At 55.1% G+C, this 22,925-nt stretch carries 26 protein-coding genes; 11 read left to right on the forward strand and 15 right to left on the reverse strand.

The annotated features are described in order from the left end of the window. The coding region (locus SLH47_RS22695; RefSeq protein WP_320242940.1) for a hypothetical protein at positions 1-223 on the forward strand (223 nt) is incomplete at its 5' end. Positions 224-228: 5 nt separating this feature from the next. Further along, positions 229-864, forward strand: coding sequence for a hypothetical protein (locus SLH47_RS22700; protein ID WP_320242942.1), 636 nt, complete (start codon positions 229-231; stop codon positions 862-864). 1,430 nt (positions 865-2,294) lie between these two features. On the opposite strand, the gene SLH47_RS22705 is transcribed toward SLH47_RS22700, so the two are convergent. The 6 genes from SLH47_RS22705 to SLH47_RS22730 all read right to left on the reverse strand — a co-directional run bounded on the left by SLH47_RS22705 (position 2,295) and on the right by SLH47_RS22730 (position 8,194). Continuing rightward, complete coding sequence (locus tag SLH47_RS22705; protein WP_320242943.1) at positions 2,295-3,545, reverse strand: hypothetical protein; 1,251 nt, start codon at positions 3,543-3,545, stop codon at positions 2,295-2,297. Positions 3,546-4,376: 831 nt separating this feature from the next. Further along, on the reverse strand, positions 4,377-4,844 hold the full coding sequence (locus SLH47_RS22710; protein ID WP_320242945.1) for a hypothetical protein: 468 nt from the start codon (positions 4,842-4,844) through the stop codon (positions 4,377-4,379). A gap of 177 nt (positions 4,845-5,021) precedes the next feature. After that, positions 5,022-6,077, reverse strand: a complete 1,056-nt coding sequence (locus SLH47_RS22715) for a helix-turn-helix domain-containing protein (RefSeq protein ID WP_320242947.1) — start codon at positions 6,075-6,077, stop codon at positions 5,022-5,024. 469 nt (positions 6,078-6,546) lie between these two features. Continuing rightward, positions 6,547-6,798 (reverse strand): hypothetical protein, encoded by a 252-nt coding sequence (locus SLH47_RS22720; protein ID WP_320242951.1) that lies wholly within the window; start codon positions 6,796-6,798, stop codon positions 6,547-6,549. Further along, positions 6,786-7,391 (reverse strand): hypothetical protein, encoded by a 606-nt coding sequence (locus tag SLH47_RS22725; protein WP_320242953.1) that lies wholly within the window; start codon positions 7,389-7,391, stop codon positions 6,786-6,788. The genes SLH47_RS22720 and SLH47_RS22725 overlap by 13 nt, the downstream gene beginning before the upstream one ends. Next, complete coding sequence (locus SLH47_RS22730) at positions 7,388-8,194, reverse strand: site-specific DNA-methyltransferase (protein WP_320242955.1); 807 nt, start codon at positions 8,192-8,194, stop codon at positions 7,388-7,390. Before SLH47_RS22730 ends, SLH47_RS22725 begins: the two co-directional genes overlap by 4 nt. A 266-nt stretch (positions 8,195-8,460) precedes the next feature. Here SLH47_RS22730 and SLH47_RS22735 point away from each other — a divergent pair, with 266 nt between their 5' ends. Further along, complete coding sequence (locus SLH47_RS22735) at positions 8,461-8,880, forward strand: hypothetical protein (RefSeq protein ID WP_320242957.1); 420 nt, start codon at positions 8,461-8,463, stop codon at positions 8,878-8,880. Between the two features lie 297 nt (positions 8,881-9,177). After that, a complete protein-coding gene (locus SLH47_RS22740; protein WP_320242959.1) occupies positions 9,178-9,426 on the forward strand; it encodes a hypothetical protein in 249 nt (82 codons plus the stop codon). Positions 9,427-9,995: 569 nt separating this feature from the next. Here the strand turns inward: SLH47_RS22740 and SLH47_RS22745 are convergent. The 6 genes from SLH47_RS22745 to SLH47_RS22770 form a co-directional block, all read right to left on the reverse strand. Beyond that, positions 9,996-11,534: a methyl-accepting chemotaxis protein gene (locus tag SLH47_RS22745; protein ID WP_320242961.1), complete on the reverse strand. Its 1,539-nt coding sequence runs from the start codon at positions 11,532-11,534 to the stop codon at positions 9,996-9,998. A gap of 377 nt (positions 11,535-11,911) precedes the next feature. Then, positions 11,912-12,079, reverse strand: coding sequence for a hypothetical protein (locus tag SLH47_RS22750; protein WP_320242963.1), 168 nt, complete (start codon positions 12,077-12,079; stop codon positions 11,912-11,914). A gap of 739 nt (positions 12,080-12,818) precedes the next feature. Further along, the gene (locus SLH47_RS22755) at positions 12,819-13,709 is read right to left on the reverse strand and encodes an AraC family transcriptional regulator (RefSeq protein ID WP_320242965.1); all 891 of its coding nucleotides are present in this window, start codon (positions 13,707-13,709) and stop codon (positions 12,819-12,821) included. Positions 13,710-13,722: 13 nt separating this feature from the next. Further along, positions 13,723-14,613: an AraC family transcriptional regulator gene (locus tag SLH47_RS22760; protein ID WP_320242967.1), complete on the reverse strand. Its 891-nt coding sequence runs from the start codon at positions 14,611-14,613 to the stop codon at positions 13,723-13,725. 14 nt (positions 14,614-14,627) lie between these two features. Then, positions 14,628-14,978, reverse strand: coding sequence for a hypothetical protein (locus SLH47_RS22765; protein WP_320242969.1), 351 nt, complete (start codon positions 14,976-14,978; stop codon positions 14,628-14,630). Between the two features lie 118 nt (positions 14,979-15,096). After that, positions 15,097-16,017 carry a LysR substrate-binding domain-containing protein gene (locus tag SLH47_RS22770; protein ID WP_320242971.1) on the reverse strand — a complete coding sequence of 307 codons (921 nt, stop codon included), beginning with the start codon at positions 16,015-16,017 and terminating at the stop codon, positions 15,097-15,099. Positions 16,018-16,141: 124 nt separating this feature from the next. Here SLH47_RS22770 and SLH47_RS22775 point away from each other — a divergent pair, with 124 nt between their 5' ends. From SLH47_RS22775 to SLH47_RS22805, 7 genes are all read left to right on the forward strand, one after another. Next, entirely contained in the window at positions 16,142-16,519 is a 378-nt protein-coding gene (locus SLH47_RS22775) for a DUF2852 domain-containing protein (protein WP_320242973.1), read from the forward strand. 154 nt (positions 16,520-16,673) lie between these two features. Then, positions 16,674-17,357, forward strand: coding sequence for an isochorismatase family protein (locus tag SLH47_RS22780; protein ID WP_320242975.1), 684 nt, complete (start codon positions 16,674-16,676; stop codon positions 17,355-17,357). A gap of 61 nt (positions 17,358-17,418) precedes the next feature. Then, the gene (gene dps / locus SLH47_RS22785; protein ID WP_320242977.1) at positions 17,419-17,922 is read left to right on the forward strand and encodes a DNA starvation/stationary phase protection protein Dps; all 504 of its coding nucleotides are present in this window, start codon (positions 17,419-17,421) and stop codon (positions 17,920-17,922) included. Then, complete coding sequence (locus tag SLH47_RS22790) at positions 17,919-18,452, forward strand: hypothetical protein (protein WP_320242979.1); 534 nt, start codon at positions 17,919-17,921, stop codon at positions 18,450-18,452. Before dps ends, SLH47_RS22790 begins: the two co-directional genes overlap by 4 nt. A gap of 91 nt (positions 18,453-18,543) precedes the next feature. Then, the gene (locus tag SLH47_RS22795; protein ID WP_320242981.1) at positions 18,544-19,206 is read left to right on the forward strand and encodes an NAD(P)-binding oxidoreductase; all 663 of its coding nucleotides are present in this window, start codon (positions 18,544-18,546) and stop codon (positions 19,204-19,206) included. An 83-nt stretch (positions 19,207-19,289) separates the two neighbouring features. Then, positions 19,290-19,592 carry a glutathione S-transferase N-terminal domain-containing protein gene (locus SLH47_RS22800; protein ID WP_320242983.1) on the forward strand — a complete coding sequence of 101 codons (303 nt, stop codon included), beginning with the start codon at positions 19,290-19,292 and terminating at the stop codon, positions 19,590-19,592. Between the two features lie 81 nt (positions 19,593-19,673). Then, positions 19,674-19,922 (forward strand): hypothetical protein, encoded by a 249-nt coding sequence (locus SLH47_RS22805; protein WP_320242985.1) that lies wholly within the window; start codon positions 19,674-19,676, stop codon positions 19,920-19,922. A gap of 262 nt (positions 19,923-20,184) precedes the next feature. Here the strand turns inward: SLH47_RS22805 and SLH47_RS22810 are convergent, their stop codons facing one another. Genes SLH47_RS22810 through SLH47_RS22820 form a run of 3 tightly spaced genes read right to left on the reverse strand, consistent with a single transcriptional unit; the run spans position 20,185 to position 22,921 of the window. Continuing rightward, the gene (locus SLH47_RS22810; RefSeq protein WP_320242986.1) at positions 20,185-20,859 is read right to left on the reverse strand and encodes a class II aldolase/adducin family protein; all 675 of its coding nucleotides are present in this window, start codon (positions 20,857-20,859) and stop codon (positions 20,185-20,187) included. After that, positions 20,852-21,982, reverse strand: a complete 1,131-nt coding sequence (locus SLH47_RS22815) for a Tm-1-like ATP-binding domain-containing protein (RefSeq protein ID WP_320242987.1) — start codon at positions 21,980-21,982, stop codon at positions 20,852-20,854. Before SLH47_RS22815 ends, SLH47_RS22810 begins: the two co-directional genes overlap by 8 nt. 3 nt (positions 21,983-21,985) lie before the next feature. After that, positions 21,986-22,921 carry a carbohydrate ABC transporter permease gene (locus SLH47_RS22820; RefSeq protein ID WP_320242988.1) on the reverse strand — a complete coding sequence of 312 codons (936 nt, stop codon included), beginning with the start codon at positions 22,919-22,921 and terminating at the stop codon, positions 21,986-21,988. Between the last annotated feature and the right edge of the window lie 4 nt (positions 22,922-22,925).

Raw genomic sequence — 22,925 nt, forward strand, 5'->3', positions numbered from 1 at the left:
AACATGCGCCCGCCAGTTCCAGAAACCTGGCTCAAAGGTGGCCCATAGAAATGGGGCTGGACAGCGGCATGGTGCGGATGGCTCTGGTCAATTCCATAACGAACTGCGTGATATTATTGATAAAAGTACATCACTTGATCAGTTCAATGCGCGGGTTGTAACCTTGCGCGACAGGTGGCAAATCGATCCAAGTTTGCTGCCAGAATTACCAAGTTTGAGGTAGTCACTATGTCTTTACTTGATGACTGGGTGGAATTTTGTGAAGGAAAGCGAGACTTTGATAAGTCTCACTTTCTGCCTCTTTTTCATGGTTCGCTCAACGACGACGACCTGAGGGAAATCTATCAATTTTTCCCGCAAGCGGATTTGTTAAGCGAGCGCATGAAGCGTTTCCAAGCGGCAAAGAAAGCACGAAAGGAAAGATCAATCGTTCCTGTGTCAAGTTCGCAGATTATGGATTTAGCGGCGGCTGATATGAGCGCCAAATCTTCGATACTCGCAGAGCTGGGCGAAGAGGAGTTGGCGCGGTTCGCTGGTGAAAACAAACCATCGTTGACAACTGACCGTAATGCGTTTGACTACGTTGCCTGTAGTGATTGGCCGAATGGCGAGAAGCATGTTGTTGTTGGTGATTACGTGGATGAACAAATGCTCTTGCCGAACAAGCAGGGATTTGCGCTTTTTGAGGCCCTGTACGGCGCAGCTAATTCATATGATATACAGTATTTTTTGGCTGCTCCTCTGATTAAGTCAGATGTAGATTTTGTCCCATACTTTGAGCTTTGGTCTGCAGGCTCGGATGTGGCTCTAGCAGAGGACAGTATCTTAGTGTTCACAGACGAAACGCTGTTTTCGCAAAGCTGATCACCGTTCCAACTTCTTTGCCACGTTCATCAGCTCCAGCTCAATCGTCACACGTTCCGCCAAATCTTGCAGCTCTTCGCGGGCATGGTTGAGGTTGAAGGCCAGCGCAAGCAGGTTTGGATCGGTGTACTCTGTGTATCTGTACCTTAATGCGAGGACTAGATGCTGATGGCGTTCAAGTGAACAATACCCCGAGTGGATCAGCCCTGTTGACTTTCGGCACGCCACTTCAGCCCCCCGCCCAATCGGTCGTGCACACCATCCGCTGTCGGATCATGTCCTGCAGCGCCCGCATTTGCTCTTCAGCGCAACACTACACAAAAGTTTTCAACGATGCAGGGATATCAGACTTTGAATTCGTTGTGACGCCAACGCAGTAAGGTATTGTTATGAAAAGACCACAGACACATATGGAGAAAGTGCTCGGAAGCGATATAGCCCAACCTAATGAACTTGAAATTCCAGGTTCAAGGGAATCAGATAGCGATCGTGTGCTATATTTTTCGGTTAACAAGGGAAAAATGTTCGAACCCTGTTCAAAAAGATACTGAACTTCTCTGATCCCCCAAATGCACAATCAGGTGGGGCGCATGAGGGCGGTTGTCTTATAACAACGACGACATCTGAGATATTTTGCGCGGTTCAGTTTAGGGGTGATCTAGCTGGCTGGCGAAAGGATATTGAACTGGGCGCAGCTGCGGCAGGTAGCGAACTTGCAAGGATTGAGAACGGTAGTTTAGTAACCTTCGATGGGCGGTCCTATAGTCTCGCAGACTGCACGATTGAATTTGCCTGATCACCGCTCCAACTCTTTAGCGAAGTTCATCAGTTCAAGTTCGATTGTGTTGCGTTCACCCAAGTCTTGGAGTTGTTCATGTGCATGACTGAGATTGACGGCATATGATTTGCGGAAGTGTGGGTTGCCGATGAAGCTTGCGAGGATGGTTGTTGTGACTTACAGCAGCGTCTCCAACTCTGTTGTTGATGGCATTCTAGCCCGTTTGATCATGCAGGAATAATGGCTAGGTGGTTTGCCCAATATGCAGCGGGAAAAGCTGCGTTGCGAGATTATCAGGTTTTGCATCGGTAGCAGTTGATGGCCAGCTCAAACAGATTTGGATCGGCAAAGTCTGTTTGTCTATAGCTTAACAGCATTGCAGGTTCGGGGCCATTGTCTACACGAATAGCCAACGGCTTCCCGCGCCATGCAATGATCCGGTTCAACGCCCGAACACCGCTTTCTGCCTGCTTCAGGATGCCTATTTCTGCGCGTCGCTGTACTTTGCTTTTTTCATCGGAAGCTCCTCCGTCCTCTTCGAGAGAATTCTGCTTTCAGACGCTCCTATATTTCGAGGATTACCGAGACACATTGCGCAGGACGGTGTGTTTGCAGGATTGGTCGCAAGGTTGATCGGGATGTACCGGCTTCACTACCTACGACGTATCTCGATCGCTGTCTCGCAAAGAGAAATGCCGGACGCATGCGCAATGATACGGCAAAGTCCTTCAGTCTCGAAGTAAGCGCCAATCGGAAAGCAGAAGCTGGTAGACAAAAACCCATCTTCACGCTCGAGTGCTCTTACCGCGATCCGCGCTTTCTCCTCTCCATCAAAAAACAAGCTGACAAAATAGCCTGTTCTCTCATCGGGTTGTTTGGTCACCGCAGTAAGCACGTTGAAAACAATCTCCACTGGCAGTTCGCGCACATCGTATCCGCTTAACGCAAATCGTCTTATTGCGTGAGCACCGTTCTCGATAGTGGCGCCTTCTACGACTGTGAGGCAGCAGACCCGCACACCTCTCTCTATCGCTTTGGCGTCAATCTCAGGCACGTCGTCCGGCAGGTGGCTGTAGCCCGAAAGTCCCCCATAGGCGATTGGCGTAATCCGCTCTGTACTGCCGTCAGCATTGATACCTTCTATATACGACGAGCCACCGATCTCACCGGGAAGCCGTGCCCCTCGACCTACTTTGACACGATACTGGTCATGCGTAACTTGAGCTGTACAGACGAAATAGTCACCCCCGTTACCGCCTCTGCCGCCAACGCTGTTATCACCAATGCCGGGTGAGCCGCCGCCTCCGGAGCCGGGAAGTCGCTCATCCGAACCTTCTCGAACGAACACAGTCCAAGACTTCATCGCCGATGCATCAATTAGCCTACCATCATTGATGCAACGTCCACCGTCTCCGCCGTCTCCCCCTCGTGCATTAGAACCTAGTCCAGCCCCTCCACCCCCACCGGCGCCAGGAGCAGAGCCTCCCTCGCCGCCCAGGTTCACCGTATCGGCCGCGATGATCACGTTTGTTTGCTCGATCGCCTCTAGATCTTCCGCCGCAAGCGCGTCCCCTTCCTGCATCTCTTGCTCAGCCTTCCACGCCTTCAGCAAGTCAGGCGTGTAGTATTTCTCGTTGCGACGATCATCCACCACAGCATGGTGTTTGCGGCACAGAAGCATTAGATTACCGTCACTTCTGTTATCTTCGGAGCTTTGAGACGCGTCCCACCTCGGGCCGTTCTCGCGCCGTGCATGAATATGGCTTACCTCGGCATTGCAGATTTTTACACCGGTATTCTCATCGACCTCGATGTGGGGCTCCCTACAATCGGGGAACGCGCAATGCCGACTACTGCCGTAGAGCTTGTAGACCGTCGAGGCCGTTGGTTTGGGATGCTCCATTATTGTTCTCGTCTTCACTTCGGTAGTTTGTCTTCGATTACTTCGAGACCTTGATCCAATTGGCGCCTTGCTGGTTACTGTAGTGGTCAACCTTCAGCGCAGAGTGGATCGACCTAATCTGTCCTTTGTACAGTGACTGAATTCTTGGAGCAGGTAACTCGAATTATCCCATGTTCTTGTAGAATGAAATGAGGCTTTCTCGTCCACCGGTTGCATCCATTGCAGATATTCCAAGGAAGATCAGCGATTCAGACAAAGAGCGGACCTGCACACCAAAACTGTTGCTGTAGGCAATCATAGCAGCTTCTTTTTTGTGATCATCGACACCAAGATGACATCGAAGTTGTCTGCATCCCCTCGCACGATTTTGCCAATGGTATTGACATGGCGAAAGCCTCCAAACATTTCTTCTAGATCGGTTTGTTCGCTTGTGTAATGAAACTGCACTGAATTTATCGCTTTTCGACAGCGCCAGGCGTCTGACAAGGGGTCATCTGAGTTTGGGCTTCCACTCCACACCAAACGCCAGCATGTGTCGGACGGACTTGAATCGGAGCATCCTTGCAGTTTTGCAAAGTCCGGTCCCGGCGCATCGCTACCGCAAGTGACTGCGTAACATACTCCATCATGGCCAAAGATCTATGCTTCAACGAAAAGCTCCTCTGATTTCTGCGCACCAAGTGGATCGGCACTGTTGATGTATGGCATGACGCGCATTTGACTTCACAGCTCAATCCGCTGTACCCGCCATCCGCTAGTGGATCATTTCCAGCAGCTGTTTCGGCTCAGCGTCTAAATATCACCTTGTCGAACAGTTTGCGCTGCTAGAGGCTAATGAAGGCTCTCAATAACTTGCCAGAATTCTGCCCACGCTTCCATTTGTTCGGAGGGCACACTGATTTCGTCTTCATTAACCAAATGCTGCGGGGTTACCCAATCAATGTTCAGTGGCAGTGCCGCCTCGCATAATTGCTCCATTTGTTGTCCATCCAACTCCGCGCCGAGAATTTGCGACAGACCTTCCAGCCCAGATGCCATTTCGGACAGCGTAGCTACCGTGAGTCCTAATCCTGCTTGTTCTGCATCCTTTGGAAAGGCAACAGTAAGTGTGTTGATTTGAGACAAATCTTGATCTCTTTGACCTCCACATGCCCATTTGACGGCCAATGGGTGCAGTACGAGATCGAACCCGAAGAACACGTTGGTTGAATGCTGGTTTTGCGCAAACGCAGGAGAACTAGCGAGGGAGACGCTGAAAACCAGCGGCCCAATCAACAAGAATCCAAGTTGGGAGAGCATGGTTTCTCCGTTCTCCAGTTTCTAAGACTAGATTAATCAGCGCTGACTGCCGAAATGAAATACATATTGGCGATGGTTTGATAGGAGTATTGTATTCTTCTTTGTCTGGTGGGGAGTGTTGCGTGAGCATCCAGTCTAGGCGATGACGTCAGTAGCCGGTTGCCAACATGTTGGGGTTCAACGTGCATCATCAAATGCCGAGCTGCCTGAAGAACTTGTAGACTTGCACAAGTGCTCAAGTAGCGTTGGAGAGCTGCTATTCGGGGCGACACGGTTGGCCGCAGCGTGGTCATGCGCCTCCTTAGGGCTGAAGCCATATAGTTCCTTAAACTGCCGACTGAACAGCGACATGTTGGTGAACCCGTATTGGTATGCAATTGTGCTGACAAATCTAAGATCTGCATGGTCGGACAACGCCTTGTAGCAAGCTTGAAGCCGGGCAGTTTTGATGTACTTGGCAACGCCGCCGTGCTCATCAAACGTATTGTAGAGCGTGCGGCGGGACACACCGAGCGACTTGCAAATGAAATCTACGCTGAGTTCCGGTTGTCCCAAGTTCTTACGGATGAATTCCCGGGCAATCGTGAACCTGGTGGCATTCAAAGCCGGTGTGGCATTGTAAAGATTATCTGCTGTTGGTTCCAGCGACGCTGCGAGGAGATTGGAAAAAGACCTTGAGAGAGTTTGTTTCTGATCTTCGGAGATCTTGTGTGCTTCACTTACAAGAGTAGAGATAAACGTTCTAAGTAACCCTGTCAGGGGACCATTGAGCACCGAGCGATTGGCCTCATCCAGAGATGGCGCCATCCAAGAAAACTTGTCACGATTAAGCCCCACAGATACAAGGCTCCGCCCTTCCCACTGTGATTTCCATGGTTGCGCATACGACACCAGCATTAAGTCCCCAGTCTTGGTCTTGACCGAGCATTCATTGAATTCATCGTAACGGCGTCCGTCTCGGACGAACCAGATTGCCCAATAGTCGAGATCGGACTTTCTGATCAGTTCACGCGTTCTTTCGCTATAGCTTGGATCAGATTCCCAATCAATGATATCTATCCCGTCGAGATCGAACGCTGAATACCTAGCATGAAACCCATTACCTACCGAATAAGGTTTCTTGAGGTCGCAAAATGGGGCTACCACTTGTGAGATCGCATCAAATTGATGCTGAGACTCAACATCAAGGGTTGAGTACTTCAGGAGTCCTATTGAGTTGGATTCTTTTTTCATCGGAGCTAGGGAGGATTGGCAATCATGTATTCCGCGGTTTCAGTACTGCGAAGTCATCTGCTACCTGTTCGGAACTTTGGATCTGGGTGCAGCTGCAAACACTTTGGGGTTTAGCTTCACAAAAGATGGCACAACCATCCCAGCGAGCGCATCGGCTGTTCTACTATGGGCGGATGGAGTGTGCGATTTACCAAACCTGGTCCGTCCGAAAAGCTCTTGACTTACGCTACAAGTGTTACAGCCGACGAGAACAAGACATGAACTGATCTTTGACATTAGTTAGCCAGAACAGCTGCTGACAATTAAGTTGGATTGTGGAGCGCACCGGCTCAAAAGTGTCGCCATGTGTCTCAAATGAAATCCACGCCACGTCGACAACATGCCAGACCGTCACCGCCAAAGCTCCCGCATCCCCCCTGATCGTTCAGGCCGAAGCTCTTCGCACCTCAGGTTACGCCGGCCTCCCCCCTCATTCCGTCATGCCTACCATCCGCTGTCGGATTATGTCCTGTAGCGCCTGCACTTGCGCGTCGTCGTCGAGATCATCCATGTCGCAGATGCGTTTTGCATCCGGAATCATGCGCAATATGCGCAGGATGTAAGAGGATGATCGCAGTGTCGCACCGCGCTTGATCACATAGCCTGCATCAAGCCAGGCCTGACGGGCCTTCGTGAGCAATTGCCGTTGCGACAGGGCCTCTCGCCGCATCATCCTGAACACGATATCACCCCACGCAGCTTTTCCCGGCGCGGCAAGGCCTGGTTATGAGGCTCGGCCAGTAGCAGGCCCCCGCTTGGTGGGTCGTCCTCTCGATGCAAGCCATTGATCCGCCGCTCTAGTGCATCCTGCCAGAGACACGCATCGATGATACGCTTGGTATTCAGCATGGTAATGTATTCGTCGTTATCAATAGGACCACGGATCTGAACGCCAATGCGGTCATCGATCCAGATATCGTCGGGATGAGGGAAGTCCAACGGCTCACATCCGTGCTTCTCGATGTGGTCGGTGAATCTCTCGCGTTGCGCCAGTCGAATCGCACGCCACTGCGTGACGGTGCTGTTGATATCACGTTGCTTGTTCTCGGCAGCCCTGCGCTGGAGTTCGTTGTATTGCCGAATGCTTTGTACGCTGCCGTTCAGTGCCGATGCCGCCAGCTTTTGCAGAACAGCCGCCTCTATTGAGGCCTCGGTAGGCTGACCATCCTTCACGATCGTGACCCTGGTTTTGCCCAGTGCGTCCACCAACTCCCAGAACGCGTTCATCGCTGGTGTATCGTCGTCCGGGGTGTTGTCTCCGTTGTGCTTGCTCATTGGTTCAGATCCTCACGCTGCGCCGCGAGAGCATGATCGTCAAAACGCTCCCCATCCGCATGGCGGACATCAAGATCACCGGTCAGCGCGATATATCGCCGGATGATCGTATCGCAGTAATGCGGGTCGATCTCGAGAAGCCTGGATTTGCGGCCACAGCTTTCCGCAGCGATCAGGGTACTGCCAGCGCCGCCAAAGCCATCCAGCACGATGCTGCCGCGCCGGCTGCAATCCTTCAGGGCATCAACGATCAGTTCGACGGGTTTGACGGTCGGATGCATCCCAAGTGCTTCGTCACGCGCAGCCCCCAACACATTGGCCCCGGCATAGTCCCAGACATTCGTGCGGTAACGGCCACTCTCGCCCAGACCAAAACTGTTGATATGCGCGGCCGTGCCAATCTTGAAGACGAAGACCAGTTCATGTTTGGACCGGTAGAACGTGCCCATGCCAGCATTTGTCTTGTTCCAGACGCAGAGGTTCTTCAGCTCTGTTAAGGCTGTCTCTCCCGCAACAAGCAGTTCCTGCATGTGACGCCAATCCATGCAGACATAGGCAATTGCCCCATCAGCGGCGACGGACGCCATGTTTGACAATGTGCTGGTCAGGAATGCGGTAAATGCCTCCCGGCTCATCTCGCCCGAGGCCACTGCAAACTCCCGATGCTTCTGCCGTCCAAGACCGGTGACGTTGCCATCAATCTTCACGTTGTAAGGCGGGTCGGTGAAGATGAGTGCAGCCCTGTCCTCCCCCATGAGCCGCGCCATGTCGCTGGCGGCAGACGCATCTCCGCAAGGGGGCATTCGTCGGTGTTATGTGAACGTGCGCAATGCGCAGAAAGCGGACAGAGCAAATCTGCAAAGTCCTAGCGGCCCATTCGGTCAGTCGGCTCTAAAGCTGCCTTTCATTTGTCGATTTAAGCTGCGGTGCATCTTCCAAAGCGGACGATGGCTTGTTGGTGGCAAGGTCTGGCGACAACGCGCAAGAAAAGAGCTTTCAATGCTAGTTCTTCAGAACGAAGAGCAAAACCAATTTCATCTTTAGCATGGAGTTAGCGAGACAACTCCAGATGAGTGTGATTTCCCAATGTATTCAATTGCATGCGGAAATACTTCCCTCAGAAGACCTATTCAGTGCGATGCCTACAAACGGCCATAGTCGCGCCCATGTAAGTGCACTTTTGTCCACTTGTTGTTGGCTTGATCAGTTGGCTAGGGAGAACCCAGCAATGCCTGACGGCTGCAATGCTATGATGAGTGATGAGCAGACGCTCTTTGTTGACGATGACGCAATTGCACTGGCTCGCTTACCAGAACTGGTTGAGTGGCTTGAACGCACAGCATATGCATTGGTTCGCGATGGCGATGCCAAGACGGGTAACGCACTTTTCGTCGCGGTAGCGGCTGCCGAGAAGGCTGTTGAAGCAAGATCTAGAGGCGAAAACACTGACCTCTCCTCGCCGACCGAACGCATTACTCCTGGATCGTAGCATAACGAATGACGCATCGGAGCATCCGCAAGCGTCGACCGGTCAACGTCGATTTGACCGACAGCGTCTCGCGATGATAACCTTCAGCTACGGTGTGTACAGGGTGTCAGAAGTAAAAATGACTTGTCATCAGTGCGTTAAACCAAAATCGCAGGTAGCAGAGCGGCTGTTTTTTCAGCCTATCCCCCACAAACGGCCAAAGCAGCGGCTTGATACTGTTATGTTTAATGCCGTTGCTGAGAAGCTGAAGATAGAACTGGCGCGAACCCAGCGGTGTCAGACGGTAGTGATGTAGCAATGCCAGACAATCGCGAAATCATCGTTGAAGATGACGTGATGACATTGGCCCGGTTACCTGAGCTGGTGCAGTGGATTGAAAAAACGGCGTATGCTCTAATCCGTGATGGCGACACCAAAACTGGTAATGCGCTCTTTGTCGCGGTTGCAGCCGCGCAAAACGCTGTTGAAGCCAAGAAGGCTCTCCAGCAATCTAACTCGGATGCATCGCGTGCTCCTATAGTCCCAGCTCCCGCAGCTAAAGAGTAGCGTCGGGTTTTCGCGACAAACTCACACCGTCGGTCCAAGGTTTTTGGGGCAACAGATGCTCAACTCTTTGCTGATATGCTTAAGGAGAAGTTCAAATCTGATAGGTTCTTATACAATGCCTCAAAAGCCAATTACTCCTGCCAAGGCTGCACGTCGCGCCTTGATTGCCGATTTCCGAAAGAAGCGAAAGACCGACAGAGTCTTTCAGAGGGTGCAGAGAGCGGACGCAATCTCGTCCGTCGCGCGAGACGTCTCCTTCATTCGCAACGAAACGCATGACGACCTGCGGACAGCGAACAAAGCGCTCAATGCAGCACGCAGGCGGCGTGCGGCAGACCGAGACACTCTCAAAAGGAACCTATCGAAAGATGCCGCGCGGAGGAAAAAACACATAGCCGAAGACCTCAGAAAGGCAGGCAAGGCAAGACGCTCGAGAGCCAATGAAGACAGGATGGCCCGGCTTGTCGATTTCAGAAAACTTGTTGAAGAGGTTCCGAACCCTTAGGCAGACGCGACGCGAGCGCCGGGTATCCAGCGAGAGGAACCGCGCGGTAGCAACTGCTTCGATCTCAAGATGCTAGAGCCATCTCCCGCGGCCCCTGGTGTCCATCAATTCGCAGGATGGAGGCGCTTTGTTTCAGCCCCGCAGCGTCAGAATTGAGTTCGACTGAGGCTGCAGTCGTCTCTTCGACCATCGCAGCGTTATGCTGGGTGAGATTGTCCAGGTCCTTCATTGCCGCGTCGATCTCACTGACACCAACGGCTTGGGTTTTCGTTGCATCATTGATTGCGGCAACAGCTTCGCTGACTTTCGAGACTTGGTCCGAGATACTCGCCAATGCACCATTCGCCTTTTCTGCGAGTTCGACACCTGACCGGACCTTTTCATCGCTTTTTCGGATCAGCATCGCGATCTCCTTAGAGGCTTCGCCGGCACGCTGGGCAAGTGCGCGGACCTCTGCCGCAACCACTGCAAAACCTTGACCGGCTGAACCGGCCCGTGCAGCTTCGACGCCAGCGTTCAACGCTAGCAAGTTTGTCTGGAATGCGATGTCATCAATTGTCGAAATGATCTGAGATATCTCATTCGAAACCTTGTCGATCTGATCCATCGCCGAGACAGTTTCAGAAACAACCTCTTTCCCATCATCAGCAAGTTCCCGTGCGGCTAACATCAGCGTATTCGCATTGTCGGCATTTTCCGCCGTTTCGTCGACAGATCCCTTAATCCGAGCGATTGTAGCCGCGGTTTCACCAAGAGAAGCAGCCTGCTGCTCGGTTCGTTCTGCCAACCGATTTGCCGCGCTTGCCAGGTTATTCGAGCCGCTTGAGATATCGTCAGCGGTCGAAACCACTCCCTTCAGGATCGATTGCAGCTGATCAAGTGATGTGTTGAAGTTCCTTTGAAGCGTCGCGAATTCACCGTCGATATCCGCTCCCAGACGGATCGTCAGATCGCCCTTGGCTAAGGCTTCCAAACCGCTCGACAATGTTGAAACAGCCACTCGCTGTCTTGCATGCGCTGCCTCTCGTTCTGCTGTCGCGGCGCGCTCTGCCTCGACAGCTTGCGCGGTATCCGCCATCTGGGCTTCCACCTTTGCTACCAAGTGGTTCTGCCGATGAACGGCGATGCATAGAAAGCCCGCCTCAACGAGGATGATGACAGCATGATACAATGTTCTCATCAGATTGGCTGCGACGTCTGCGCTAGGATAAACAAGCGTGGGAAGCATGATCGATAAGCTGAGGTGGTGGAGTGCAATCGCGGCAGTAGCGACGAGGATTGTTGGAATATCCCGAAGAACAACCAGGACGGCCAAAACGGCAAAAAATGCCATATGACTATCTATCTGCCAGGGATGTCCAGAAAACGCTGCGGTGAGCGCCACACATTGACCCACCAACGCAACCCCCAAAAGCGGCTTAAGTGCTTTCGCCCCGTAGGCCGCAGCGGCAAGGGCAAACCCTGCAATGCTCCCCGTGACCGCTAATTCCAAAGCTACCTTTGCGCCAACAATGAACGTAATTAGACCCACCAACGGCACCATGCCAATTATCATAGCCAGAACGGCGCGTTCGTCGCTTGATATCCGGTTTTTTGAAGTCACACTTCCACTCCACATATTTGAGCGGCCCAACGCCCATCTGTAACAATCCAAGCCCTCGATTGGCTTAGCCGGTCAACGAAATCAGCGCCGCCAGTTGCAAGTACCGCAAGCGGCGCCGTTACGGGTCCGATGATGCGACCTCCCGATGCGGCGACGATGTCAGCCGGATTTGAGGAAATTACCAGGATCGGATAGTCAGGTACGGGCGGTGGCGCCTTTGCGAAAACGAAAAAGGGGCCCGCCAGTACTGAAAGAAAGAGCGAAAACACAATGGGCACAAATCGCATCACACACCCCAGACACATAGCTGGTATGCTTATGTCACCCAGAGTTTAAAGAAACGCTTACTTACCATCGCGCGACTGCCTGACCCAGCGTCAGAGCTCAGCGCGCACATCTGCCAACATCATATAGTCCTCAATGCCGCTGGCTTTTTGCCGGAGTTTGGCAATTGTTTCTCTGACCTCTTCAACTGCATCCCTATCCAGCATTGGGTCATTTCCTTCCCAAACTATAAATCCAGTAAGAAAAACTGCGCTGTCCATGCATATGCGGACGACAAGGTCACGGCTCTCACCCAACTCAATCGCTACGTCGGTTGCGCTCAAAGTTTTCCTCAACATGCAGTTCTGCGTCCTTTATCTCAATTGTGAGACAACTTTTCATAGAACTCTTTCCAAGCGGTTTATCAGCTTCCAGAACTGCGATTGCGCAAGGAATGCGTCCCAGTTCGCATAGGAGTCGACCTGGAATAGTTGGGCTTAAACAATTGCTTTTATTCAAAAAATCTCTATCTGGGAGGTAAAACCCGAACTGCGCGTCCGACGTCCCAGTTCCGGGAACAAATTTTGGGTGTTTTGCGCGGTCGATGCAGCTCTTAAGGCGCGTTCAAACCCTTCTTTTAAAGAGGCCTGCAGGCTTTTCGCGTCTGCATCGTCAGATTTGCGGACATTCGGCCTAGTGGGTTGGATGTAGGTTTTGTCCCGCCGACCGGCCAACGTCGCCTGCAGATCAAATGTCTCTTTCGGGCTGCGAGCTGCAGAATGCAAGTGCGGCTGACCTTTAACTATTCGCGGCCGATCTGGGCTCGGTGCTGACACCTGATAGATCTGGTCGGATGACCGAGGGCCAGCCTGTAGCCAACATTCAAAACTCAGGATCGAGCGGACAAGTCGCGGACTTTGTTGCCGCTCGTGTTTGGTTTTCCAATGGCTGCTCTTCGCTTGCTGCAAAACACGGCGGTCAGACCGCTACTTTACCGAAGCTATCCCGCTTCAAGCAACCTCAATTCCGCATCGCCGCTGGCGTCACACCGAAAACGCGACGAATGACGACGGTCATGTGGGCCTGACTTGAGAATCCGGCGTCGAAAGCGATCTGGGCGAGTGGCTCGCGTGTTCCGATGATCAGATCGCGGGCGTATTCGCCGCGGCGGCGGAGGATAAAGGCATACGGTGTCTCGCCGATGACGGATTTGAATACCGAGGAAAAGTGTGACGATGACAGGCAGGCGGTGCTAGCAAGTTCCTGAATTGAGAGCTCGGAGTCGCACAGCCGCGCTTCAATCAAGTCGATGGCGCGGCCGATGGCTGACTTGTGATCGTGCCGCAGCCACCGGTGCATTTCGGCATCGGTGTCGCCGTCAAGAGCACCGAGTTGCGCCATGCCGCGCGCAGCGATCCCAAGCGCCAAGGCTTCGACGGTGAGTTTCTCGACGGGAGTGCTGGAGCGCGCAGCGCGCATCAAGTGTTGGATTGTGGCCCGTGCAAGCTCAGCCGCGACAACATCGCGCTTCCAGAATAGTGCTTCTAACGTGTTCGTGTAGGAGATCTCACCAGCTTCCAGCCAGTCGCCGAACGTACCTTCGTCCACCTCAAGCAGACAATCAGGCAACGCGTTCGTCGCGCGGATGCGGAGATCCGTACCTACGGGTTGAAAGGAGATTGATTGCGCGGGGTGGGTTGTCTGCATCATACGATCAGAATTGACTGCCAAGTCAATCGGACCACCGCCAAGCGAGGCATCGAACGTATGTGCGCCCATTGCTTGCTTGAGGTCGACCCCACCTGGCGGCAGGTGGATCAGTCTTATGTTCCCAAAATCGACCACATTCTCCATGGTTGGCAAGCGGGTGTCGGGAAGGGCGTTCCGCGCATTGTTGATGACGAGCGTCATGACGTGTCTCCGATCAGTTCCGCATTGCTGCTGGCGTCACTCCAAAGACTTTTCGGACAACGACTGTCATGTGCGCCTGGCTTGAGAAACCGGCGTCGTAAGAGATCTGCGCCAGCGGTTCGCGTGTGCCGATGATCAGGTCGCGGGCGTATTCGGCGCGGCGGCGCAGGATGAAGGCATACGGAGTTTCGCCAATGACGGATTTGAATACCGAGGAAAAGTGAGACGATGATAGACACGCAGTGCTGGCGAGTTCTTGAATAGAGAGCTCGGAATCGCACAACCGCGTCTCGATCAGGTCGATGGCGCGGTTCATTGCTGAACTGTGAGTGCCACGCACCCAGCGATCGATTTCCGCATCGACGTCACCGTCCAGCGCGCCCAACTGAGCCATGCCGCGGGCCGCAATACCGAGAGCCAGCGCTTCCACTGTGAGCCTGTCCGTCGGAACGTTTGATCGCGCCGCGCGCATGAGGTGGCGGATGGCGGATCGGCCCAACTCTGCCGCTACGCCGTCAGGGCGGTATCTCAAGCACTTTTCGGGGTAAAGAACAGACAGTTCTCCAGCTTCCATCCAGTCGTGCAGGGTTGGATCATCGACTTCAAGCACACAGCCCGGTAGGGGATTTTCAACCTCCAGACTGAAATCCGTGCCGGTCGGAATCACTGCAAGCGATTCACCCCGAATATGGACGTCTTCGGGTGTATCGGAGTTCCAGGCCATGTTGTGTTGAACGGAGGCCAGATTCACGTCGAAGATGTTAAATGCAAGCTTGTGTCGGATATTCACACGGCCTGGTGGCAGCAGGATCAACCGCACGCCACCCAGATCGGTCTCATGCGGCATTTTCTGAAACCGCGTAAGGGGCTGCCGCAAACCACTGTTATCGATTATAGTGTCCATGGGCCTAACTTAACTTACCTAACGTCATTGGCAATTTGTGTGTCGAGTTGATGGACGCGCCGTTGCAAGACTTCACCGAGCACAGGTTGGCCATCTTTCACGGCGATCTCCGCCAGGTCGCCCAGGCTATGGCGCAGATCGGAGATACCTGAGAGGATCTGGCCGATCCGGGCATCGATTGTCCCGTTGGCGTCCGACAACCCTGCCAAGTCGCGCGTCATATCGTGCAGCAGGCCGTCCCACCCCAGAAGTCTGCGACTCCGCTTGGCGCCGTCCATGGCTATCAGTCGAAAATAAAGCGATGATGACAGCACGAAAGCGCAGTTCAACTGCTCCTCAAAATCTGTCGCGTGTGTATGTGTCATCGACGGCCCTCCTCGTTTGCAGATAAAGAAGTACCCCTTACCAGTGGAACGGTCTTTCACGATTCCACGATTTTCGTGTCCTGGTTCAGTAAAGTCGGACTAGACCGGCAACCACCCTTCATGTCGGGGGAAACTCGAATCGTTGAAGCAGTCTGGGAAGTTCGGCCGCAAGATGGTCGATAAAGGTGCGGACCGCCGGGCGCATCAAACGCTTCGACGTGAACACCACCGAGACATCGGAGGTCTGTGCCGCATAGTCCGGCAACTCGCAACGAAGCCGCCCTGCAACAACATGCGGGTAGGCCACCATCCTTGGCAGGACGACGATCAGGTCGTTGGCCAGCGCGGCCGCGCGCAGAACGAGCGGATCAAGCGTGATCAACCGTGGCGCGACCTCGATATCTTGCGCCTTGCCAGCGGCATTGGTCAAATGCAGGACGTGGCGCTTGCGCTCCGGCGTGCGCAGCAGACCAACGGACTGACCTGCCAGATCATCCAGTGATGCAAGCGGCGATGCTTTGCTGCGCGTTCCGCGATAGAGCGCAGCGCCAGCGGTGCCCAGCTTGCGCACCACGAGATCGCTGTCACCAACCGGGCCGACGCGCACGGCCAGATCGTAGCCACCCGATATCAGATCGGTCCGGTCGTTCGACAGATCGAGGAACACATCGCAATCAGTGTTTTCCGCCAGGAACGATCCAATGACCTCACCAAAAAGAGCCTGGCCCAGGATCACCGGGGCGGTCACGCTTATCCAACCGCGCGGCGTATCGCGGAAAGTCTCGATGGACATCGCGGCATTCTCGACCTCATCAAGTAAGCGGCGAGCATGACCGATCATGGTCTCGCCGGGTTCGGTCGGTCGAACACTGCGTGTTGAGCGCTCGAAGAGTTTCAAGCCGGCGACCGCCTCCATCGCAGCGATCCGGCGCGTGACCGTGGCAGGCGGCATATCCAGACGGCGACCAGCTTCTGCGAAGCTCGCACTCTGGCTGACGGCAACAAGGAGCCGCGCATCGGTTAGGCTTTCAAAAATCATTCCATTTCCGACAATAAGCTATTCCAAAATTACATAATGCGAAATGCCGCCCAAACACCACATCACTAATCAAACGGAACAGAGACCGGGGTCAGACCGGCTCGCAGAAGAAAGGAACAGTACTATGCACGATTTTACTCATATGGCGGCGTCTCCGGGTGTCCTGATGTTCGCGTTCTTTGCTTTCGCGATGTTCATGCCGATCATGGCGTTCATTGCCTTTGCGATGTTTCGCTGGGGCTGGCACGCGGATGGCGCCATGCCCTGGCCGTGGATGCATTCCGGCGGCGTGTTCCAGTCTATGGGCTGGACGCAACAGGGTGAAAACGGGTCCCAGGAGAGCGGCAACACGGCCTTCGACACCTATCGCGCAGAGACGCTGGCACGTCTCGAAGAAGAAGCCGAAGCCTTTGCCGCCTTTCGTGACCGCTTTCGTGCCGCCAAGGATCGCGAAAAATTCGAGCGGTTCATGGACGAGATGAAAAGCGCACCCCGTCAATAGTCGGATTGCCCGGCATCACATGACCCCGATGCCGGGCACAAGTATCCATCGTAGTAATCTGTAAAGCCGTCCCAGTTCGTTGAAATACCTGAGAGACTGCAGGTGGCAGACTGATCTCACGACAACACTCCCACCAACCAATCAGGAGACTGCCATGACCCTTCCCAGCTCAGAACTCACACCGGACAACTGCGTCTTTCTCATGATCGACCATCAGGTCGGCCTGATGCAATTCCTGTCCTCCGTAGATCCGATGTTGATGAAGAACAACATCCTCGGCCACGCCAAGACGGCCAAAGCCTTCGACATCCCCGTCATCATGGGCACCAGCTGGCCGAACGGCCCGAACGGCCCGACCATGCCGGAGCTCAAGGCGATTTTTCCCGAGGTGGAGGTGATCGACCGGCCATTCGTGAACTTCTGGAACGATGAGGCGTCGCGAAAAGCGGTCGAGGCGACAGGTCGCAAGAAGCTCGTGATTTCCGGTCTCGCCACAGAGGTCTGCGCGGCTTTTCCGGCCATATCGGCGCTGCGCGATGGCTATGAGGTCTATGTCGTGATCGACGCGTCGGCCGACTTCAACCCGATGATCACACAGGTGACCGCAACGCGGCTGGCGGCGGCGGGCGCGATTGTCACAACCTGGGTTGCGGTGCTGGCAGAGCTGGCGGGCAACACGCAGATCAACGGCCAGCACATCGGCAAGCTCCTCAGCGAACATATGGGCCAATACCAGGCCGCGATGAACAACTTCCTCGCCACTGCAGAGAACGCCGAAGAGGTGCGCCACGCCGTGGGCCTGAACGGCCAGCCACCCATCCCGATGGCCGCTGAATAGCGCGTTGAAGCGTCAGGCGCCTTGCCCGAAGGCGGGCGCCGCATCGACAGGAACAAGAAAGATGACCCCTACCTTTAACAAGCTGCCGTCGAACGTTCGTGCCGGATCGATAGACGTTTTGCAGAACGCGCTTGCGACGGCGATCGATCTTGCCCTTCTGGTCAAACAGGGTCACTGGAACATCAAGGGTCCCAGCTTCATCGCGATCCATCAACTCCTCGACGGCCTGAATGCAGAGATGCATGACGCCGCGGATACCATGGCCGAGCGGCTTGTTGCTCTCGGCGGTGTCGCCGCTGGCAGCACCGCATCTGTCGCCGAAGCACGACCAGGCACCTCGACAGACATCATTAGCGGCCAAGAACCGCTTCTTGGAACACTGATCGAAGGCTATGCGGCCTTTGGCGCTGATCTTGTCGCATGGATCGACGAGACCGCCCAATCCGGTGATCCATCAACATCCGACGTGCTGACCGAGGTGTCCCGCATGGTCGACAAATCCCTGTGGTTTCTGGAGGCGCATACGTCCCAAGCCACGACATCCCCTCAAGGAGCATCCTCATGACCGCGGGCACCACAGATATTCCAAACCCGATCCCCAAAGACCGGCTGGTCTTCTATTGGACAATCATCGGCGCAGTTCTTCTGGTCGCATCGGTGGCGCAGCCGATCGTGTCATCACAGCTGGTCAGCATCCCGCCTGAGGAGCTTCTGGCACCCATGCAAGAGTATATGGGCGATCAGCCGATGCCCACAGAGGTCACCGCGCTTTTCGCAGGCGTCTTTGCAAATATCCAGTTCTCGCTTTTGTTCGCTGCCGTCAAACTGGTCGCAGGGGGCACGATACTTTATGCCGCGCGATCACTGGCCGGCGGGGCGGACTGGGCACCGCGCGTGCTTCAGGGTGCCGCGCTTATTGGAATCGCCGCCTTTATCGGCATCGGCCTCTACTTCGCCTATTCCTCTATCATCATCGGTGGCGCCATGGATGTTCCGTTGATCATGTCGCTGATGATGATCGTCTTTGGTGGTGTCGTTGCCTTCTTCCCGGCACGCTGGCTCTGGCGGAACAGCCGTAGCCTTGGAGCGCTGTGATCCCGAAGACTCGAGGCGGCGCGCGTGCGTACGACCGCCCAAATATGGGATTTGACCAATCCTTTGCGAACATCAGAACGGGTATTTGAGAATGAAGACTGACATCACGCAAAAAGTTCTGGTGATCGGGGCGACCGGCAAGATCGGTCGCCTGGCACTGACTGCACTGGCCGCGGAAGGGCACAAAGTGACTGCCTTCGGGCGATCAGCCGATCGCATTGCACCGTTCGATGGCCTACGCGTGAAAAAAGGTGACGTCACCAGTGCGTCCGATCTAGACGCCGCGATGCGTGGCCACGACACCGTCATTTTGACCTTTGGCGCGCCGCTTAATCGGCAGACGATCCTGCACGGCACAGATGTGTGCGAGGTCGGCACGCGCAATGTTGTGGCGGCAATGAAAAACGCATGTGTACCGCGCTTGATTGCCATGACCTCCATCGGGGCTGGCAGTTCAGCCGGTCAGGGACGCTGGCCGTTTCGCAACTTCATTGCCCCTGTAATCCTACGCAACATCCTGCGGGACCGCACGGCACAGGAAGAGGTTGTCATTGGCTCAGACCTGCCCGAGTGGGCGATCGTTCGTCCGGCAGAACTGACCGATGGAGTGGCGCAAGAGTCACTGCGCGAGTTCACAGTCTTCGATGACGGGCCGGGACCGACCGTTGTGTCGCGTGCCAGTGTCGCCGGCTACCTTGCAAAGTTGGTAACTGACAAACGTTACGATGGTTCGGCGGTATTGATCTCTGAGTAGAAGGCGGCAGATCCGGGGGCTCATGGCCGGTTCTGGCTCCAATTCCGTTGGGGCCCAACCGACAGATGACTGGTAGGCAGCAAATGACCACAAATTCCATACGCCTCTTCCCCATGCCGGACACCTGCGCGCTCGCGCCCAACATCGCGGCCATTTGGGCCGGTGTTGCAGTGGTCGTCGTGAACCTTGTGCGCGGCGACAACCGCAAGCCTGCGCATGTCTGGATCAACCCAAGAGGCCAAGTACCGGCGCTCGAGATCGCGCCTGGAGAGGTTCTGACTGAAGCGGCGGCGATCTTGCGATACATCGCCGACCTCACGCCCAAAAGCACGCTCTATCAAGCCGAGCCGCCGCAGCGCGCACGCGAGGCGGAGGCGCTCTCCTAAATGACTTAGGAGGTTCACGCCGACTTCCTTGGCAACTTCACCACGCATCGCGTTATCGAAGATGAAGGGCTTCACGATCAGGTGCAACATCAAGCCTATGACAAGCTCGATCGGCACTTCCGGCGACTGAATGGTATTCTCGAGGCAAGCGCCAAAGGATGGTATCTTGTGGAGCGAGGCATTCCCAATCCCTTTCTTTATGTGCTGGTGCGATGGATCGCCACGACACCGCTGTCTCTAAAGCACTATCCAGCACTGGAAGCGTTCGAGACACCGATGAGCACAGACCCCGGTGTAAGGGTCGCGTTGAAGCAACAAGGCATGAGCTAGACAAAGCCGTCACTGGTTCCGCCTCCAGCACTGGTCAAATTGGACTCAATGCCGACCTCAGAGGTGGCGCAGCATCAGCGCGGTTTTGGGCGCGGCAAGCGACGAGGACGGCCCAAACCTGCCGTTGCTGCATGTCGTCATTGCCGCAATGCGGCTTACCGAAAGCAGACGTTCGACTTCCCAGTAGTCTCAATCGGAGAGCGGATTGAAACAGGCTCCCTGCGTCGACGCATTGGCGCAGACCAAGAACTGCCATTGCTATTTACACAATGCCCCGAGTTGCCTCGGCCGCAGTGCCATAGCGGGGTAAATCGGCGATGGTTTTTCCATGTGCAGCCATCAGCGTGTCACGCACATAGGCGATCTGGGCTGTTTCTTCGATAAGCTCTGCGAGGTACTGCGCAGCCATCAAGGTCTTCCCGGCGCCAATCGTGCCATGATTGGCCAAAACGGCCGCACGGATGTTCGGATCCGCAAAAACCGGGCTGATCTCCACCTCCGTCTGTGGTCCCCCGTTTTGCGATAAAGGGATCAATGGCATGCGCCCGATCTTTTCTATAGTTTGAACGGTCAAGCAGGGGATTTCGATCCCCGCGCTGGCATAGCCCGTGGCCCAAGGGCTGTGGCAATGCACGATGGCGTTGATGTCCTCTCTGATCCGATAAAGATCGCGGTGAAAGTCGAGGTCCTTCGACGGTTTCAAATCACCTTTCGACAGGATCGTACCGTCTAAGTTCACTACCTGCAGATTTTCCCGCGTGCATTCCGCAAAACCGACCCCGGACGGCTTGATGACAATGGCGTCGCGGGCATCCAAACGCACCGAAAGATTGCCCCCGGCGTTGGTTTGCAGTCCCAGATCAAAACAGCGCCTCGCGCTGGCGATCAGCGCATCCATCTTTTGGTGCAGGTCAGGAAATTGGGCGAGTTCAGCCATGGGGCATCCTTTCGATCAAGGCGGTAACTGCAGCTTCTGCGCAGTCGGCGGTGTTGATATGTGCGGTGATCCGCTCGGTCGTGTAGTGGCGCGCATCCGCTTCAAGAGTATCGGCAGCAATGTCGCGTAACTCGGGATCTTCAATGGCGCCGCCGGGCCGGTCTTCATGGCTGAAGCCACCCATCGGCAGGACGACGTGGCAGGGCGCTTTCGCCGCATTCAGTGCTACAGCAAGCGCCTGCGCCTGATCAGCCATCTCATCAGCCGTCAATTTGACATGGGTGAACTGCGCGGTGTGGCGGTAATACGGACGGGCCTTGTGAGCGTCGCTGACCGTGTCGATCGCGCCAAGGCCTATGAAGTTGAGCGCGCCGGGCAAAACGACCCTTGGCAGATCATTTGCGGCGCTAAAGCGGGTCGGCATAGGAACATGCGCGCCTGCCAGCCGCAGACGCCCCAACTCATGCACGTTGAGGTCGACGACAGCCTTCGCGCGGCCTTCCTCGACGAACCGGGTGAATGCGGCCCCGCCATAGCCATTGGCGTGAAAAACCGTTGGTTCCAGCCCGGCCTTGGTCAGCGCGCGGGCGACCTCGGCCCCGGCGATGCCGGTGGCCCCAAGGGTCGTGATTGCCACGCAAGGCTGATCGGCCGGGGGAACCCGGGTTGCCTTGGCCACCCCTGCCACGCCAGCAGCCGCGTTTTCAAAAACCTGTTTGAGGTAGGTGTTCAGCCCTTCGATGTCGCAGAGGGTCGGGATTATCGTGACAGAGGTGTCTGCCAAGGCAGGCCGCGGATCGAAAGCGAGGGTTGTAATCAGGATCTTGGGATAGACCGACGGCAAACCTTGCATCGCGGCGAGGACGATCTCACCCCCTGTGCCGCCACCCACGCCAACAGCAACATCACAGTCCGCACATTGCGAGGCAATCTCCCCCGCTGCGGCCTTGGCTTTGGCCGCCATCTGCGCCAGTTTTTCGGCACCGGACCAGATAGCCCCGTCGCTGGACAGCGAGACATCGAGCGGCAGCACCTCCAGCCCTTGCCTTTCCAGAGCGTCCGAAAGATACCCGAGTTCCGCCGCTTTCGTTTCAAACGTGCCGATCAGAAGCACCCGCGCCATTGCCTATCCCTTTACAGCACCCGCGGTCATGCCGGTGATGATTTGCCGTGATGCAAACAGGGTGAAGAGGATGGGCGGAATTGCCAAAAGCATACCCGTGGCAAAGATGGTGCCCAGCCCATCGAACTCTGACGCGTTATTCACGATCAGGATCGGTACTGTCATCGTGTCGCGATCGGCTAATGCGGATGCGAGCAGATACTCGTTCCATGCGATCCGGAAGGTGAAGATTGAAGCCGCCGCCAGGCCGGGCTTGATCAAGGGCAAGACAACCAGAAAGAATGTCTGGAATGGGCCTGCGCCATCAACGCGCGCGGCCTCTTCCAGGCTGGGTGGGACTTGCACGATAAAGCTCTGCAATATCCAGATCACAAACGGGAGGTTCATCGCGACATAGATCAGGATTATGCCTGAATGCGTCCCCGCAAGGCAGACATCGCCGCGCCCGCCAAAGGTCTCTCGGATCCACATCCCCAACCCATAATCGTTGTCGAGGCAGAAGGCGTTGTTCCACAGGCCAAAGACCGGAACCAACAGCACAGCAGGAGGGATCATCCGCACCGCGAGTGTGGACAAAGACAGACTATCGCGCCCCATGAACCGAAAGCGCACCAGCGCATAGGCGGCCATGCAACCAAAGATCAGGGTGAGCGCGGTCGAGACCAGAGCAATGATGATCGAGTTGATGAAGGCCCCGCCAAAGCGGATCTGACAGAACCGCAGGTGCTCCGGCTCATACCACAAGATGTCACAAAGCGCGGTTTCGTAGTTGCGGATTGTCGGCATGAAGAACAGCCCGCCAACCCCGCTGGTAATGTCCACATCAAGCTTCAGCGAGTTGATGAACAAGAGGGCCACCGGCCCGACACTCATGAAAATGAGAAGCGCAATCAACGCGTAGAACGCCGGGTTCTGTTTGTCGTAGTTGGACGTCGACATGACC

The sequence above is a fragment of the Cognatiyoonia sp. IB215182 genome, assembly GCF_033963905.1.
GTDB lineage: Bacteria > Pseudomonadota > Alphaproteobacteria > Rhodobacterales > Rhodobacteraceae > Yoonia.

Excerpts from the sequence above, each read along its gene's own strand:
- SLH47_RS22700 (WP_320242942.1), top strand. The coding sequence starts at position 229 with ATGTCTTTACTTGATGACTGGGTGGAATTTTGTGAAGGAAAGCGAGAC.
- SLH47_RS22705 (WP_320242943.1), bottom strand. The coding sequence starts at position 3,545 with ATGGAGCATCCCAAACCAACGGCCTCGACGGTCTACAAGCTCTACGGC.
- SLH47_RS22710 (WP_320242945.1), bottom strand. The coding sequence starts at position 4,844 with ATGCTCTCCCAACTTGGATTCTTGTTGATTGGGCCGCTGGTTTTCAGC.
- SLH47_RS22715 (WP_320242947.1), bottom strand. The coding sequence starts at position 6,077 with ATGAAAAAAGAATCCAACTCAATAGGACTCCTGAAGTACTCAACCCTT.
- SLH47_RS22725 (WP_320242953.1), bottom strand. The coding sequence starts at position 7,391 with ATGAGCAAGCACAACGGAGACAACACCCCGGACGACGATACACCAGCG.
- SLH47_RS22730 (WP_320242955.1), bottom strand. The coding sequence starts at position 8,194 with ATGCCCCCTTGCGGAGATGCGTCTGCCGCCAGCGACATGGCGCGGCTC.
- SLH47_RS22735 (WP_320242957.1), top strand. The coding sequence starts at position 8,461 with ATGAGTGTGATTTCCCAATGTATTCAATTGCATGCGGAAATACTTCCC.
- SLH47_RS22740 (WP_320242959.1), top strand. The coding sequence starts at position 9,178 with ATGCCAGACAATCGCGAAATCATCGTTGAAGATGACGTGATGACATTG.
- SLH47_RS22750 (WP_320242963.1), bottom strand. The coding sequence starts at position 12,079 with ATGGACAGCGCAGTTTTTCTTACTGGATTTATAGTTTGGGAAGGAAAT.
- SLH47_RS22755 (WP_320242965.1), bottom strand. The coding sequence starts at position 13,709 with ATGACGCTCGTCATCAACAATGCGCGGAACGCCCTTCCCGACACCCGC.
- SLH47_RS22760 (WP_320242967.1), bottom strand. The coding sequence starts at position 14,613 with ATGGACACTATAATCGATAACAGTGGTTTGCGGCAGCCCCTTACGCGG.
- SLH47_RS22765 (WP_320242969.1), bottom strand. The coding sequence starts at position 14,978 with ATGACACATACACACGCGACAGATTTTGAGGAGCAGTTGAACTGCGCT.
- SLH47_RS22770 (WP_320242971.1), bottom strand. The coding sequence starts at position 16,017 with ATGATTTTTGAAAGCCTAACCGATGCGCGGCTCCTTGTTGCCGTCAGC.
- SLH47_RS22775 (WP_320242973.1), top strand. The coding sequence starts at position 16,142 with ATGCACGATTTTACTCATATGGCGGCGTCTCCGGGTGTCCTGATGTTC.
- SLH47_RS22780 (WP_320242975.1), top strand. The coding sequence starts at position 16,674 with ATGACCCTTCCCAGCTCAGAACTCACACCGGACAACTGCGTCTTTCTC.
- dps (WP_320242977.1), top strand. The coding sequence starts at position 17,419 with ATGACCCCTACCTTTAACAAGCTGCCGTCGAACGTTCGTGCCGGATCG.
- SLH47_RS22790 (WP_320242979.1), top strand. The coding sequence starts at position 17,919 with ATGACCGCGGGCACCACAGATATTCCAAACCCGATCCCCAAAGACCGG.
- SLH47_RS22795 (WP_320242981.1), top strand. The coding sequence starts at position 18,544 with ATGAAGACTGACATCACGCAAAAAGTTCTGGTGATCGGGGCGACCGGC.
- SLH47_RS22800 (WP_320242983.1), top strand. The coding sequence starts at position 19,290 with ATGACCACAAATTCCATACGCCTCTTCCCCATGCCGGACACCTGCGCG.
- SLH47_RS22810 (WP_320242986.1), bottom strand. The coding sequence starts at position 20,859 with ATGGCTGAACTCGCCCAATTTCCTGACCTGCACCAAAAGATGGATGCG.
- SLH47_RS22815 (WP_320242987.1), bottom strand. The coding sequence starts at position 21,982 with ATGGCGCGGGTGCTTCTGATCGGCACGTTTGAAACGAAAGCGGCGGAA.
- SLH47_RS22820 (WP_320242988.1), bottom strand. The coding sequence starts at position 22,921 with ATGTCGACGTCCAACTACGACAAACAGAACCCGGCGTTCTACGCGTTG.